The following is a 13,351-nucleotide window of genomic DNA, read 5'->3' on the forward strand; positions in this document are numbered from 1 at the left end:
CCCCGTCGCGGGTCAGCCCGCGACGAGCCTGCCGTTCTCCGCCTTGACGGGGACGGCGGGCAGCGGGTCGGTGGCCGGGCCCTTGAGCACCTTGCCGGTGGCCACGTCGAAGCGGCTGCCGTGGCAGGGGCAGTTGCCCTCACCCTCGACGATCTTGTCCAGTACGCAGCCGGCGTGCGTGCACTGCGCGCTGAACGCCTTGTACTCGCCCTCCGCCGGGCAGCTGACGATCAGCTTCCGCTCCCGGTACAGCTTCGCCCCGCCCACCGGAACCTCGGCCGCCGCCCCCAGCTCCACCGGGGCGGTGGGCGTCGCGGGGGTGTTCCCGCCGCTGTTCGTCTCGGTCGAGCAGGCCGTGAGGGCCGCTCCGGCGCCGGCTGCTCCCGCGAGCGCGGCGGCGCCCCGCAGGACGGTACGGCGGGCGGGAGACGGCGACGCGGGCATGGAACTCTCCTGGTGGGACGGGCCGGGCACGGTGCACCCGACGATACCGCCGTCCGATGGGGTAGCTTCCCCCGCGTGATCGTCGTCGGCGGAGAAGCCCTCATCGACCTGGTCCCCGCAGCGCGGCCGCCGGGCGCCCTGCTGCCGCGGCCGGGCGGCGGACCGTACAACACCGCGCTCGCGCTCGGGCGCCTCGGCGCCGAGGTGGCCTTCTGCTCGCGGGTCTCGGCGGACGGCTTCGGCGAGAGCCTGCTGGCCGGGCTCCGGGCGGCCGGGGTCGACCTGTCGCTGGTGCAGCGCGGGCCCGAGCCGACGACCCTCGCCGTGCCCTCGCTGGCCCCGGACGGCTCGGCCTCGTACGGCTTCTACGTCGAGGGCACCGCGGACCGCCTGTTCACCCTGCCGCCCGCCCTCCCCGATTCCGTACGGGCCCTCGCGCTCGGGACCTGCTCGCTGGTCCTGGAGCCGGGGGCGAGCGCGTACGAGGCCCTGCTGCGCCGGGAGTCGCGGCGCGGGCTGCTGACCCTGCTGGACCCCAACATCCGGCCGGCGCTGATCGCGGACCCGGTGGCCTACCGCGCCCGGTTCCTGACGCGGCTGCTGCCCTGTGCCTCCGTCCTGAAGCTGTCGGAGGAGGACGCGGCGTGGCTGGGCGGCCGGGTCTCCGACTGGCTCGCGGCGGGGCCGTCGGCGGTGGTGCTGACCCGGGGCGCGGCGGGGCTGACCGTGTGGACCCGGGACGGCGAGGAGCACACGGTGGCGGCCCGCGCGGTCGCCGTGGCGGACACGATCGGGGCGGGCGACACCGTCAACGCCGCCCTGCTGCACCGTCTTTCGGCCGCGGCCGACGGCGCGGGGGACCGGCCGGACGTGGACTGGCCGACCGTGGACTGGCCGGACGTCCTGTCCTACGCGGCCCACGCGGCGGCCCTGACCTGCACCCGCCCCGGCGCGGAGCCACCGTACGCATCCGAACTCGGCCCATAGCGCGCCTCTGACGCCGGTGGGTCCGGGGCAGAGCCCCCGCAGCGGCGCCGCACACCCCGCGCGCCGGCCGCCGACACGGCGAAGGGGCCCGGCACCGGCCGAGCCCCCCACGCCCCTCCCAGCCCGCGCTGCCCGCGCTACGCCTTCCGCGCCCGCGCCGGCGCCTTCTTGGCCGGGGCGGCGGCCTTCTTCGCAACGGTCTTCTTCGCGACGGTCTTCTTCGCAGCGGCCTTCTTCGCCGCAGGCTTCTTCCCGGCCGCGGCCCGCTCCGGCACCGCCCCGTCGGAGACCCGGTCCGCGCCCAGGATGTCCCGCAGGAACTTGCCCGTGTGGCTCGCCCCCACGGACGCGACCTGCTCCGGCGTGCCCTCGGCCACCACCAGGCCGCCGCCGTAGCCACCCTCCGGGCCCATGTCGATGACCCAGTCGGCGGTCTTGATGACGTCCAGGTTGTGCTCGATGACGATCACCGAGTTCCCCTTGTCCACCAGCCCCGACAGCACCTTGATCAGCTTCGAGATGTCCTCGAAGTGCAGACCCGTCGTCGGCTCGTCCAGTACGTACACCGTCCGGCCGGTCGACCGCTTCTGCAGCTCCGACGCCAGCTTCACGCGCTGCGCCTCACCGCCCGAGAGCGTCGGCGCCGACTGGCCGAGCCGGACGTACCCCAGCCCCACCTCGTTCAGCGTCCGCAGGTGCCTCGAGATCGTCGGCACCGCCTCGAAGAAGTCCAGCGCCTCCTCGATCGGCATGTTGAGCACTTCGGCGATGGACTTGCCCTTGTAGTGGACCTCCAGGGTCTCCCGGTTGTACCGGTCGCCGTGGCAGACCTCGCACGGGACGTACACGTCCGGCAGGAAGTTCATCTCGATCTTGATCGTGCCGTCGCCGGAGCAGTTCTCGCACCGGCCGCCCTTCACGTTGAAGGAGAAGCGGCCCGGCAGGTAGCCGCGCACCTTCGCCTCCATGGTCTCCGCGAAGAGCTTGCGCACGTGGTCGAAGACACCGGTGTACGTGGCCGGGTTCGACCTCGGCGTCCGGCCGATCGGCGACTGGTCGACGTGCACGACCTTGTCGACGAGGTCGTCGCCGTCCACCCGGGTGTGCCGTCCCGGCACCGAGCGGGCGCCGTTCAGCTCGCGGGCCAGGTGCGTGTAGAGGATGTCGTTGACCAGCGTCGACTTTCCGGAGCCCGACACACCGGTCACGGCCGTGAGCACGCCCAGCGGGAAGGCGACGTCGATGTCCTGGAGGTTGTTCTCCTTGGCACCGTGGACGGTCAGCTTGCGCTCGCCGTTCACGGGCCGGCGTACGTCCGGGATGGCGATGGAGCGCTTGCCCGAGAGGTACTGGCCGGTCATCGACTCGGGGTTGTTCAGCAGTTCCTTCAGCGAACCGCTGTGGACCACCTTGCCGCCGTGCTCACCCGCGCCGGGGCCGATGTCCACGACCCAGTCGGCCACCTTGATGGTGTCCTCGTCGTGCTCGACGACGATGAGCGTGTTGCCCATGTCCCGCAGCCGCACCAGCGTCTCGATCAGCCGGTGGTTGTCCCGCTGGTGCAGGCCGATGGAGGGCTCGTCCAGCACGTAGAGCACGCCGACCAGGCCGGAGCCGATCTGCGTGGCGAGCCGGATGCGCTGGGCCTCGCCGCCCGAGAGGGTGCCGGCGGCGCGGTTCAGCGAGAGGTAGTCCAGGCCGACGTCCACGAGGAAGCGGAGGCGTTCGTTGACCTCCTTGAGGACCCGCTCGGCGATCTTCTTGTCGCGGGCGTCGAGCCGCATCCGGCCGAGGAAGTCCGCGCACTCGCTGATCGACATGGCCGCGACCTCGGCGATGGACTTCTCCATCACCGTCACGGCGAGCACGATCGGCTTGAGCCGGGTGCCCTCACAGGTCGGGCACGGCACCTCGCGCATGTAGCCCTCGAAGCGCTCGCGGCTGGCGTCGCTCTCGGACTCCGCGTGCCGGCGCTTGACGAACGGCACCGCGCCCTCGAAGGCCGTGGTGTACGCCCGCTCCCGCCCGTAACGGTTGCGGTAGCGGACCTCGATCTGCGTCTTGTGCCCGTACAGCAGGGCCTTCTTCGCGCGCTGCGGCAGCCCGGCCCACGGGATGTCCGTACGGAAGCCCAGCTCCCCGGCCAGGGCGCCGATCAGCCGCTGGAAGTAGTCCTTGGTGTGACCGAGCGACCACGGGGAGACCGCGCCCTCGTCCAGCGACTTCTCCTCGTCCGGAACGATCAGCTCCGGGTCCACCTCCATGCGCGTGCCGATGCCCGTGCACTCGGGGCAGGCGCCGAAGGGCGAGTTGAAGGAGAAGGAGCGCGGTTCGAGCTCCTCGAAGGAGAGGTCGTCGTACGGGCAGTAGAGGTGCTCGGAGTACATCCGCTCACGCTCGGGGTCGTCCTCGGCGAGGTCGACGAAGTCGAGGATCACCATGCCGCCGGAGAGGCCGAGGGCGGTCTCCACCGAGTCGGTGAGACGGCGCTTGGCGCTGTCCTTGACGGTGAGGCGGTCGATGACCACCTCGATGGTGTGCTTCTCCTGCTTCTTCAGCGTGGGCGGTTCGGAGAGCTGGATCGTCTCCCCGTCCACCCGCGCCCGGCTGTAGCCCTTGGTCTGCAGGTCGGCGAAGAGGTCGACGAACTCGCCCTTGCGCTCGCGCACCAGCGGCGAGAGCACCTGGAAGCGGCTGCCCTCGGGGAGCGCGAGGACCTTGTCGACGATCGCCTGCGGCGACTGGCGCGAGATGGGGCGCCGGCACTCGGGGCAGTGCGGCTTGCCGATGCGGGCGAAGAGCAGGCGGAGGTAGTCGTAGACCTCGGTGATGGTGCCCACGGTCGAGCGCGGGTTGCGCGAGGTCGACTTCTGGTCGATCGAGACGGCCGGCGAGAGCCCCTCGATGAAGTCGACGTCGGGCTTGTCCATCTGCCCGAGGAACTGGCGGGCGTACGACGAGAGCGACTCGACGTAGCGGCGCTGGCCCTCGGCGAAGATCGTGTCGAAGGCCAGGGAGGACTTGCCCGACCCGGAGAGTCCGGTGAAGACGATGAGTGAATCGCGGGGCAGGTCGAGCGAGACGTTCTTGAGGTTGTGCTCGCGAGCGCCACGAACGATGAGACGGTCGGTCACGCCGGTCCGCACCTTTCTTGAGAGAGCGGGGGGCACGGGCCCCCGTCCCAGGGTATGGGGGGCGCCACTGCGGTGGAGTTGGAGTCTGACTTCCGAGCGTATAGCACGCACATTCGATTTACGGCACTCCGCAGACCGCTTCACCCGATCGTGTGGCCGGGAGCCCGGGAGCACTAGGCTCGGCCTCATGACTGATCATGTGCACGACCTGCGATCTGTACGTGAAGCGACGGACCGACTGCTGACCGCGGTCACGAAGCTGGACAACGCCTCGCTCGCCGAGGAGTCACATCTCCCCGGCTGGAGCCGCGGCCACATCCTGGCCCACCTCGCGCGGAACGCGGACGCCCTCGTCAACGTCTTCGAGGGGCGCCCGATGTACGCGAGCGCCGAAGCGCGCGACGCGGACATCGAACGCGACGCCGGCCGGCCCTTGGAAGAACACCTGGCGGACCTCCGTGATTCCGGGGCCCGCTTCCTCGCCACCACCGAGCACGACCAGGACTGGGCCCGCACCGTCGAGCTGCGCAACGGCGTCACCGACCTCGCCGCCAACGTGCCCTTCCGCCGCCTCGTCGAGGTCGCGCTGCACCACGTCGACCTGAACATCGGCTACGGGCTCTCCGACCTCCCGGAGGAGTTCACCGCCCGCGAGATCGCCTTCCTCGCCGACCGCTGGTCCGGACGTCCGGAGGTCCCGCCGGTCACGCTGCGGACCGCGGCCGGATCCGTCTGGCACACGGGCGGCACGGAGGGCACCCCCGTGGTCCTCGAGGGGCCCGAGGACGAGCTGCTCGGCTGGCTGGCCGGACGCGGCCCGCGGGGCGCCCGCCTCTCCGTCGTGGCCGGTGACGGCCTGCCCGTGCTCCCGCCGCTCTAGGATCAGGACATGACGTACACCGGAGAGGTCAAGGTCGGCGGTCCGGCCGACGTGCACGAACTCGCGGACCTGATGATTTCCAAGGTCGCGGTGGGCCCGATGAACAACAACGCGTACCTGCTGCGCTGCCGGGCCACGGACGAGCAGCTGCTGATCGACGCGGCCGCCGACGCGGACGCCCTGCTGAGCCTGATCGGCGGCGACGGCATCAAGTCCGTCGTCACCACCCACCAGCACGGCGATCACTGGGGCGCGCTCCAGGCAGTGGTCGAGGCGACGGGTGCGACCACGTACGCCGGCGCCTACGACGCCGAGGGCATCCCCGTGGCCACCGACGTGCCGGTGGCGGACGGGGACACCGTGCGCGTCGGGCGGGTCGAGCTGACCGCTCGCCACCTGGTCGGTCACACGCCCGGCTCGATCGCCCTGATCTACGACGACCCGCACGGGCACCCGCACGTCTTCACCGGCGACTGCCTCTTCCCGGGCGGTCCCGGCCGGACAACACAGCCCGACGAGTTCAACAGCCTCATGGACGGCCTGGAGGCCAAGCTCTTCGACGTCCTCCCGGATGAGACCTGGGTCTACCCGGGCCACGGCAACGACACCACCCTTGGCGCCGAGCGCCCCCACCTCGCGGAGTGGCGCGCACGAGGCTGGTAACCCTAGCCACCACGGCCGCCCCCGCTCGACGTCGAAGCGGAGGGCGGCCGTCTCTGTACCGGCCCCTCAGGGCGCTGCGTGCCTGACGGGGTGATCACGCCGGGGTCCATGGCGGCTCGGGGGTCTCGTTGGTCGCCCCGCAGTTCCAGCAGTCCCATTCGTCAGGCACCTCGAACAGCTCCGTCCAGAAGCCGCGCGGCTTGCCCCACACGGTGCAGTCGGCACCGCAGCACCAGCACACGAACGCGAAGTGCACGTGATCCTCCCCTGTCGCTCCCGGCCGCCAGACTGCCCGGTCCCGGGGCGGGTGGGGGCCGGTATCAGCCAGGACAACCCGCGGGGTGAGGTAGCGGGGCCGTGCTCCTCGGCGGCCGCTACGGGGAGGGCTCCCAGCCCTCGGGGCCGGCGCCCCGCCACTCCACGAATGCCGGGTCAGTGAGGTCGACCTCCTCGGCGTCCTCCAGGCCGGCCGCGGCGAGAAAGACCCTGATGTCAGAGGGCCGGTGCGCTACCCCGATGGCCACGCCGTCGTAGCGGACCCGGCGCCATCCGTTCTCATCGGGCGGGTACACGATCAGCTTCGCGGTGGAGTCCATGCCTCCAGCCTCGGACCGCTCCCGACCCTCCGCACCTGCGCCAACCCGTCGGGGCAGCGGCCCGCGGCCGGTACACGCGAATCGCCGTCGTGTGGCGTCCTGAGCTCCGCCCATGACTGCGCCCCCGTTCCAGTGGCTGGGAACGGGGGCGTGGCGGGCTGTTTAGAAACTGAAGACGCGTGGGCGGGTCAGCCGTGGGAGGCGTTCAGGGCGGCGCGCACCGCCTGGTGCTCCTCACTGCCGACGAGGGCGGCGGACACCATCCGGGACAGCGGGTCCCCGTACGGGTCCTCGCCCCGCGCGGCGGCCTCCTGGCGGCGGAGGCGGACGACGTCCCACGCCCGGTCGTTCGACGCGTTCACGGCGGCCGTGGCGTCCCGGGCGGCGGTGAGGGATGCGAGGACCTCGGCCAGGTCGTACCCGGCGACGTGCTCGTGCACGAGGGTCTCCAGCGCTGTCGGGTCCGCCGGGGCGTCGTGTCGGTCATCGTGGTGCCACTCGCAGCCGTCCAGCGGGCAGGCGAGGCACGTCCACCACTGGGCGTGTCCGGTCGAGTAGTGCGGAGCCTGGCCCCGCTCGGCCTTCCACCGGCCCGCGTGCTCGGCGGCGGTGCGGGAGCCGATCACGTGCTGCTCCCGGGGGTAGTCGGCGCGTTGGCGGTTTCCTTCTTCGTCCAGCGGGCGATCGCGGGCCCGATGACGTCCATGGACATGGCGGCAAGTCGGGCCCTGATCTCACTGCCTTCAGGGTCTTCAGTCGTGGTCAGCGCGATCACTGCCTCACGGTGCAGAGCCCGGGCGGCAGCCGCCGGGGAGTCCGGGACAGACACGCCGGCCTTCGGGGACGCCGTTCCGGTCCACGACGACGAATAGAGCTCGGTTGTCCCGAGGAGGACAGCGGGCGGCCTCAGCCGGTAGGCCACAAAGAGCGGGGAGCCGTAGGAACGGCCTTCGCTGACGTTGCAGCCCCGGCACAGAAGCCCTCGCACGAGTCCGGTGCTGTGGCAGTGGTCGAGGACGGCAGCAGGCATCGAGCACACCGCGCAGGCGTCACGCTGCCACCGCTCGATCAGCTCCAGGGGCCTGATGTTCTCGTGGGTTGGGAGCGCACCGCACGGCGTCTCCCACACGTGGCAGGCCGGAACTCCGAGGTCATTCGCCTGCTGCACCTGGGTAGGGCCCGGCCGGGCGTCCGCGCAAGTGTCGAGCCACGCGTTGACCTCCGCGGTCATCGCCTCGGCGGCGGCCTGAAAGTGCGCCATGCGAGAGCGCTCCGGGGCAGTCACAGGAGGCCCGCCGTGGCGTTGTCGGTCCATTCGTCGGCGCGGCGCATGTAACCGTGCATGGCGCGGCTGTGGGGAGCCCAGCCTCCTTGTGCGGCGATGGTGATGGCGTCGGCGCCGTTGCGTCGGGCCTCGGTGGCGAGACCGGCGCGGAGGGAGTGGCCGGTCCAGCGGAGCGGGACGCCGGCGCGCTTGCCGATACGGCCGATGGCGTCGGTGACCGCGGCCGGGGCCATGGCGCCGCCGACGTTCCCCCAGCGGTCGATGGCGTGGAACGCCGGGTCGGTGGGAGATGTGAAGCGGTCGCCGGTCTCGGCGGTCAGCCGCTCGCGCCAGGCCATCCACGCGAGGACCGGGCAGACCTCAGGGTCCTTCGCGTACGGGATGGCGGCCCCGCGTACGGAGTGCACCGTCTTGCCGGTCAGGATGTTCACCTTGAGCCCGCGGGACTGCACGGTGACGTCGGCCTGGACGAGCGAGGCGAGTTCGCTCGCGCGGGAGGCGACGGCGAACCCGACCAGGAGTAGCGCGCGGTCCCGGACTCCGGTGAGGCTGTCCTCCGTGGCGAGGGCGGCGGTACGCAGTTCGGCGGCCTCGGCGGCCGGCGCCTGACCACGGCCGCGCCGCTCCCTCGCCTTCACCAGGTCGGTCATAAGCCCCTTCAACGCGGCGAACGCCTCCGCCGCGTCGTCCTTGGGGATGGCGCACGCGTGCTCCCGGCGGAGCATGGCGATCGTCGCAGCGAGGTGGGTCTCCGCGGAGGCCGGGGCGTAGCCGCGAGTTCCGTCGCGGGCGGGCGTCTTGCGGCCGGAGTGCAGCAGCCACGCCGCGTACGTCACGAGGGTGCCGCGGGTCGGCTCGCAGTCGGGCAGGCGCTGCTCCTCGCAGAACCGAAGCCAGACGGTGAGGGCCTTGGCGTAGGTCTTGGTGGTGTTCTCCGGTGTCGTCTGCTGGCGGACGGCGTCGGCGAACCCTTCGGCCTGGAGCATGCGCTCCGCGACCTCGACGCCGTGCCGGGCGGCCCACTGGGCGACGAGTTCGGGCGGAGGGCCGGCGGCGGCCGGTACGAGGGAGGGTTCGGGCATGGTTGACCCCCTGTGAGATGAGTGTCCGTTAGGCCCCGTCTATCACCCGGGATAAGGAGAGCTTATCTCGGGCCATAGGGTTGGAAGGGCGGTTCCCGCGCACATCCTGGGGTGCCGGTAAGAAAGCTGCCACCAGCCGCAAACGAGGGGGTGTCACGTCCGGCAACGTGCGGCGGAGTCCGGCGTCGGGATCCCGCCGCTGTCTTTCAGTCGCCGAGCAGGACACGTCGCCAGATGCGGTCGGGCTGACCCCACAGGCTGCCCGGCCGACCAGACCGCGCGGCAGTAGCATTCTTTGACATCTCATACACGTGGGCAGGGGTGGGCGCGTGGGAAGCATCTGGTTCAGCGGTCGCGGCGTCGTCGACTCGATAGCGGAGCTGATCGGGTACAAGTTGGGGCTGGTCGTGTCCGAGGAGGATCTGGCGACCGCAGTCGCGTCTCACGGGCTTGCGGAGCTGTGGCCGCTAGAGATGGATGCCTCCTACCGGTACCGGTCGGAGCTGCTCGAAGAGCTGGCTCATCGGATGCTGGCTGCGTTCGGCGACGCTGATGCTGCCTCAGTGCTTGAGGAACCCTTGGTGGTGCGCCGACTTATGCGGGAGTTTCCCGAGCTCGCGGAAGACTTCGGGCCGCTCGACTACACGCTCAAGAGGCTGCCGCAGTTGAAGCCTCCGGTCGGGTCAAACCTCATTGATCCAGGGCCCCTGCTTGATGAGGTTGAGGAGCAATGGGGACCGCGTGGAGTGGTGATCGCCTCACGGCTGATGCTGATCATGGACCAGCACATGGTCGCAAACCCGTGGTCAAAAGTCCGGCGCAAGGAGTACCCATCACGCGCCGCACTACGCGATCTGTTCACCTCCGAGCATCTCCCATTGCCCATGGGGCTCTTCTTCGACCAGCGTTTCATCGACTATCTGGACGCGAACAGCACCGCCCTAGAGGAGATGCACTGGCGCCAGTTCGAAGGCCTCGTAGCCGAACGGCTGCGTCGCGAAGGGCTTCGGGTGGAGATCGGTCCGGGCCGTGCGGACGAAGGTGTCGATGTTCGGGCGTGGAACCCGGATGCCGGAAGCGACGCGCCAGCGGTCATGCTGGTGCAGTGCAAGCGGACACGGAACAAGGTGGACCGTGTGGTGGTGAAGGCGCTCGCTGCGGACGTTGACTTCGAGGGCGCACGTCAGGGAATGGTCGCCACTACTTCGTCCTGGTCTCCCGGCGCGCGCCACACGGTTGAGAGCCGAGGCTATCCAGTTGAGGAGGCCAACCGGGACACCCTGATCACTTGGCTGACGCAGATGCGCACGCCAGGAACCGGGGTCTGGCTGGCCGGATCGACGCCCACCCCGCAGTAGTGTGCTCGTCCGACCCAGAGTCGACGCGGTCACCCGGCACGTCGCCGAACGCGATCTCGCCACGCGTCGCCGGACGTGACGCCCCTCGTTTGCGGCTGGTGAAAGCGTTCTTACCGGCACCCCATCCTCCGGACGAGTTCAGGCGCTGCCCTCGCCACATCCCCGCACGAGGACCGGCGCGCGGCGAACGCCGGTTCCTCTACAGGAGCCCGGCGAAGAGCGCGCTGAACGGGTCGCCGCCCGGGTTGTCGTGGATGCGCTGTGATCCCTGGGCGCTCTCCACGGCCTTGCGGAGCACGCTGATCGCGGAGAGGTGCCCGGGCTCCCGCCGCTCGATCGCCCGGGCCAGGTGCACGGCCAGCTCCCGGTGCATGACCGCCTCGGGGGCGGTGACGTCCTCCAGGACGGTGCGCACCGCGGCGACGAGGACGCCGTCCTGCGGCGGCTGGTATGTGCCGGTGTCGTCCAGGGCGGCGGCCAGGAGGTGGCCGGCGGCCGCGGCGAGGGAGCAGCCGCGCCGTTCGGCCAGGACCCGCAACCGGTCGTAGTCGCCGGGCGTGAGTCGGGTGCTGAGCACGTGCGTGGGCATCGGGGAGTCCTTTCAGGGGCGGACCGGGCCGCATTCCGGGGTGTTCGCCGGTAGGCGGCCGGTGTAGTGCGCGGAGGGGGCGGCGACCGGGGCGGAGGCGTAGCGCTACAGCGGCCCGAGTCTGCGTTTGTTGTCCTAGTTCCGTAGCGTTTCCGCAGCCCCGCGCCGTCTCCGGCCGGGCGCTACGGCCGGCGTGGGCTGGGTGGGCTGGTGTGCGGGCGGCATCGGCGGGAGGTCGGCGAGGGCGTCGGCCGCGTCGTCGGGGGCGTCTCCGATTGCCCGCCAGAGGGCGGCTCCCTGCTGTGCCCACTGGTAGGCGGTTCCGACGGGGACGCCCATGAAGCGGGCGAGGGACCGATAGCTGCGGCCCCGGGCGACAAGGAGAGCGACGAGGCGTGCCTGTGCCTGGTGTAGGACGTCGGGCGGGGTGGGCTCGGGGGGGTCGAGGATGTCGCCCAGGTCGAGGGCGGACAGCAGCGGTGCGGGCGTCTCGGGCATCGGGGGTCCTGGAGGTGTTGCAGGAGGCCCCGGCCTAACACCAGCGGGCGGCGGACGGCGGCGCCAGTGTGGCATGACGTGCGGTCAGGACGTGGCGCGGTCCGGTGGGGTGCTGTCGTTGGGGCGTCGGGCGGAGGCGAGGAGGTCGCGGAGTTCGGTGGCGCGGCGGCCGGGGTCGGAGGCCGGCGGGCCGGTCGGGGCGGTCGCGCAGTCGACGCACAGCCCGAGGGCGTGGACGCGGGACGTTCGGCGGGCGCCGCACTCGCGGCAGTAGGGGCGGTATGCGGGCACGGCGGCCTCCGTGGGAGTGCCGGGCCCCGGCCCAGAACCAGCGGGCGCCACAGGGCCGCGCGGCGGCCCTGATCATCACGGTACCGCCGGGTATCGGCCCGGCCCTGGGGAATAGGCCGGCCGTCGCTGGTGGGGGAATGCCTCGGGGGCGTCGTCCTCGACGTCGCGGACGTGCCCGTGCGCGGCCCGGCCTCGCCGCTCCGAGGCGGGACTAGGATCCTCAGTGCCGCTGGTGTTAGGCCGGGCCCCGTGACGACTCCCGGAGCCCCGTGTGCCCACATCCCTGACCCGCGGCTACGCCCTGCCCGAGCGTGCCGCCGCCCGCGGCCGCGTCGCCGGCCTAGTCTCCAATGACCCCGATCACCCGGCCCTCCCCGCCGCCCGCCGGGCGCTGACCGCTACACAGCTGAAAGCCGTTCTGCTGACCGCGCTCGATCAGGTCGAGAGGCTCATCGCGGCGACCGCCGACGAGGCCCAGGAGGCGCAGCGGTGAGGCTTCCCCTGTCAGACATCCGGGTCGGGAAGCGGGACCGCGAGGACCTCGGGGACCTCGCCGGACTCCAGGCGTCCATCACGGCTGTCGGGCTGCTGCATCCCGTCGTCGTCACGCAGGACGGCGACCTCGTCGCGGGCGGCCGGCGCCTCGCCGCCGTGACCGGCCTGGGGTGGGAGACCGTGCCCGTGACCGTGGTCACCCTCGCGACGGCCGCCGAGGTACTGCGCGACGAGGAGGACGAGAACACGTGCCGGAAGCCGCTCACGCCGTACGAGGCGGCGCAGGCCCGGGAACGGCGGGCGGCGCTGCTGGTACCCGCCGCAGAGGGCCGGATGCGACGAGGCAAGCCGTTGGGACCCTCGCCCAACTTGGGCGAGGGTGTCCGGTCTACGGACCCGCCCCCGGCGGGCCGGCCTGACGCCCGTACGGCGAAGGTCGCCGCGGTGGGTACCGGGTTCTCGGGGTCGACGCTGGACAAGGTCGACCAGATCCGGACCTGTGCCGAGCGAGGCGTGATCCGGCGCCGGGGCCAAGAGGTGCCGGTGCCGGACGTCGTACGGACGGTGGCGCAGGAGGCGCTGACGCAGGTTCAGCGGCCCGGCATCCCGGTGGACCGGCAGCACCAGCGGTTGCGGGAGGCCCTGGCCGCGTACCTCGACGGGGATCCGGAGCTCCACCGGAACCAGCTCCGGAAGTCCGTGGCGAGGCTGACGCACCAGACGATGGGGGCCGGAGGAGATACGCGCGAGACAGGCCACTTGATTACGCTACGTTGATTTCAGGTGCAGGCTGTGAGTACTACGGGGGTGACGATCCGCGACGATCGTGGGCTCATGAGCCGGGTAGTGGTGCTGCCGGTCATGTGATTGGGGGAGGTGGTGGGGGTGGTTGTTGACCGGCTCTTATCGCACGGCGCGTACCGGCTGCCCTCGTATGCCGCCCAGACCGGGCGGTCGGTGCCCGCAGCCGCACGACGCCCCACCGGCTGCGCGTCGACGTCCCCTGGTGAACAGATCAGCCCGCGACCCGGCCGCGGATCCGCAACACT

At 71.5% G+C, this 13,351-nt stretch carries 16 protein-coding genes; 6 read left to right on the forward strand and 10 right to left on the reverse strand.

Annotated features, from left to right (window positions below; all coding sequences use genetic code 11):
• Positions 1 to 12 precede the first annotated feature (12 nt).
• Positions 13 to 444: a Rieske (2Fe-2S) protein gene (locus ACTVZO_RS11005; protein WP_443298198.1), complete on the reverse strand. Its 432-nt coding sequence runs from the start codon at positions 442 to 444 to the stop codon at positions 13 to 15.
• A gap of 75 nt (positions 445 to 519) precedes the next feature.
• Here ACTVZO_RS11005 and ACTVZO_RS11010 point away from each other — a divergent pair, with 75 nt between their 5' ends.
• Complete coding sequence (locus tag ACTVZO_RS11010; protein WP_443298199.1) at positions 520 to 1,431, forward strand: carbohydrate kinase family protein; 912 nt, start codon at positions 520 to 522, stop codon at positions 1,429 to 1,431.
• 137 nt (positions 1,432 to 1,568) lie between these two features.
• On the opposite strand, the gene uvrA is transcribed toward ACTVZO_RS11010, so the two are convergent.
• On the reverse strand, positions 1,569 to 4,565 hold the full coding sequence (gene uvrA, locus ACTVZO_RS11015; protein ID WP_443298200.1) for an excinuclease ABC subunit UvrA: 2,997 nt from the start codon (positions 4,563 to 4,565) through the stop codon (positions 1,569 to 1,571).
• A 187-nt stretch (positions 4,566 to 4,752) separates the two neighbouring features.
• Between uvrA and ACTVZO_RS11020 the strand changes: the two genes are divergently transcribed.
• Complete coding sequence (locus ACTVZO_RS11020; protein ID WP_443298201.1) at positions 4,753 to 5,445, forward strand: maleylpyruvate isomerase family mycothiol-dependent enzyme; 693 nt, start codon at positions 4,753 to 4,755, stop codon at positions 5,443 to 5,445.
• Positions 5,446 to 5,454: 9 nt separating this feature from the next.
• A complete protein-coding gene (locus ACTVZO_RS11025; protein WP_443298202.1) occupies positions 5,455 to 6,108 on the forward strand; it encodes an MBL fold metallo-hydrolase in 654 nt (217 codons plus the stop codon).
• A gap of 94 nt (positions 6,109 to 6,202) precedes the next feature.
• Here ACTVZO_RS11025 and ACTVZO_RS11030 read toward each other — a convergent pair whose 3' ends face one another.
• The 5 genes from ACTVZO_RS11030 to ACTVZO_RS11050 form a co-directional block, all read right to left on the reverse strand.
• Positions 6,203 to 6,364 carry a hypothetical protein gene (locus ACTVZO_RS11030; protein WP_443298203.1) on the reverse strand — a complete coding sequence of 54 codons (162 nt, stop codon included), beginning with the start codon at positions 6,362 to 6,364 and terminating at the stop codon, positions 6,203 to 6,205.
• Positions 6,365 to 6,482: 118 nt separating this feature from the next.
• Positions 6,483 to 6,704 carry a hypothetical protein gene (locus ACTVZO_RS11035; RefSeq protein ID WP_443298204.1) on the reverse strand — a complete coding sequence of 74 codons (222 nt, stop codon included), beginning with the start codon at positions 6,702 to 6,704 and terminating at the stop codon, positions 6,483 to 6,485.
• A gap of 188 nt (positions 6,705 to 6,892) precedes the next feature.
• Positions 6,893 to 7,330, reverse strand: coding sequence for a hypothetical protein (locus ACTVZO_RS11040; RefSeq protein WP_443298205.1), 438 nt, complete (start codon positions 7,328 to 7,330; stop codon positions 6,893 to 6,895).
• A complete protein-coding gene (locus tag ACTVZO_RS11045; RefSeq protein ID WP_443298206.1) occupies positions 7,327 to 7,965 on the reverse strand; it encodes an endonuclease domain-containing protein in 639 nt (212 codons plus the stop codon). The genes ACTVZO_RS11040 and ACTVZO_RS11045 overlap by 4 nt, the downstream gene beginning before the upstream one ends.
• A 20-nt stretch (positions 7,966 to 7,985) precedes the next feature.
• Entirely contained in the window at positions 7,986 to 9,071 is a 1,086-nt protein-coding gene (locus ACTVZO_RS11050) for a tyrosine-type recombinase/integrase (RefSeq protein WP_443298207.1), read from the reverse strand.
• A gap of 329 nt (positions 9,072 to 9,400) precedes the next feature.
• Between ACTVZO_RS11050 and ACTVZO_RS11055 the strand changes: the two genes are divergently transcribed.
• Positions 9,401 to 10,429, forward strand: a complete 1,029-nt coding sequence (locus ACTVZO_RS11055) for a restriction endonuclease (protein ID WP_443298208.1) — start codon at positions 9,401 to 9,403, stop codon at positions 10,427 to 10,429.
• Positions 10,430 to 10,628: 199 nt separating this feature from the next.
• On the opposite strand, the gene ACTVZO_RS11060 is transcribed toward ACTVZO_RS11055, so the two are convergent.
• From ACTVZO_RS11060 to ACTVZO_RS11070, 3 genes are all read right to left on the reverse strand, one after another.
• Complete coding sequence (locus ACTVZO_RS11060; RefSeq protein ID WP_443298209.1) at positions 10,629 to 11,018, reverse strand: hypothetical protein; 390 nt, start codon at positions 11,016 to 11,018, stop codon at positions 10,629 to 10,631.
• Between the two features lie 135 nt (positions 11,019 to 11,153).
• Complete coding sequence (locus ACTVZO_RS11065) at positions 11,154 to 11,516, reverse strand: helix-turn-helix domain-containing protein (RefSeq protein ID WP_443298210.1); 363 nt, start codon at positions 11,514 to 11,516, stop codon at positions 11,154 to 11,156.
• A gap of 84 nt (positions 11,517 to 11,600) precedes the next feature.
• The gene (locus tag ACTVZO_RS11070; RefSeq protein ID WP_443298211.1) at positions 11,601 to 11,807 is read right to left on the reverse strand and encodes a hypothetical protein; all 207 of its coding nucleotides are present in this window, start codon (positions 11,805 to 11,807) and stop codon (positions 11,601 to 11,603) included.
• 271 nt (positions 11,808 to 12,078) lie between these two features.
• Here ACTVZO_RS11070 and ACTVZO_RS11075 point away from each other — a divergent pair, with 271 nt between their 5' ends.
• Both ACTVZO_RS11075 and ACTVZO_RS11080 read left to right on the forward strand, forming a co-directional pair.
• On the forward strand, positions 12,079 to 12,300 hold the full coding sequence (locus tag ACTVZO_RS11075) for a hypothetical protein (RefSeq protein ID WP_443298212.1): 222 nt from the start codon (positions 12,079 to 12,081) through the stop codon (positions 12,298 to 12,300).
• Positions 12,297 to 13,079, forward strand: coding sequence for a ParB N-terminal domain-containing protein (locus ACTVZO_RS11080; RefSeq protein ID WP_443298213.1), 783 nt, complete (start codon positions 12,297 to 12,299; stop codon positions 13,077 to 13,079). Before ACTVZO_RS11075 ends, ACTVZO_RS11080 begins: the two co-directional genes overlap by 4 nt.
• Positions 13,080 to 13,351: the final 272 nt, after the last annotated feature.

This window comes from Streptomyces sp. IBSNAI002 (assembly GCF_052244475.1).
In the GTDB taxonomy this organism is placed as follows: Bacteria; Actinomycetota; Actinomycetes; order Streptomycetales; family Streptomycetaceae; genus Streptomyces.

Coding starts and splice junctions, on each gene's coding strand:
- ACTVZO_RS11035 (WP_443298204.1), bottom strand. CDS start 6,704: ATGGACTCCACCGCGAAGCTGATCGTGTACCCGCCCGATGAGAACGGA.
- ACTVZO_RS11045 (WP_443298206.1), bottom strand. CDS start 7,965: ATGGCGCACTTTCAGGCCGCCGCCGAGGCGATGACCGCGGAGGTCAAC.
- ACTVZO_RS11005 (WP_443298198.1), bottom strand. CDS start 444: ATGCCCGCGTCGCCGTCTCCCGCCCGCCGTACCGTCCTGCGGGGCGCC.
- ACTVZO_RS11020 (WP_443298201.1), top strand. CDS start 4,753: ATGACTGATCATGTGCACGACCTGCGATCTGTACGTGAAGCGACGGAC.
- ACTVZO_RS11050 (WP_443298207.1), bottom strand. CDS start 9,071: ATGCCCGAACCCTCCCTCGTACCGGCCGCCGCCGGCCCTCCGCCCGAA.
- ACTVZO_RS11065 (WP_443298210.1), bottom strand. CDS start 11,516: ATGCCCGAGACGCCCGCACCGCTGCTGTCCGCCCTCGACCTGGGCGAC.
- ACTVZO_RS11025 (WP_443298202.1), top strand. CDS start 5,455: ATGACGTACACCGGAGAGGTCAAGGTCGGCGGTCCGGCCGACGTGCAC.
- ACTVZO_RS11060 (WP_443298209.1), bottom strand. CDS start 11,018: ATGCCCACGCACGTGCTCAGCACCCGACTCACGCCCGGCGACTACGAC.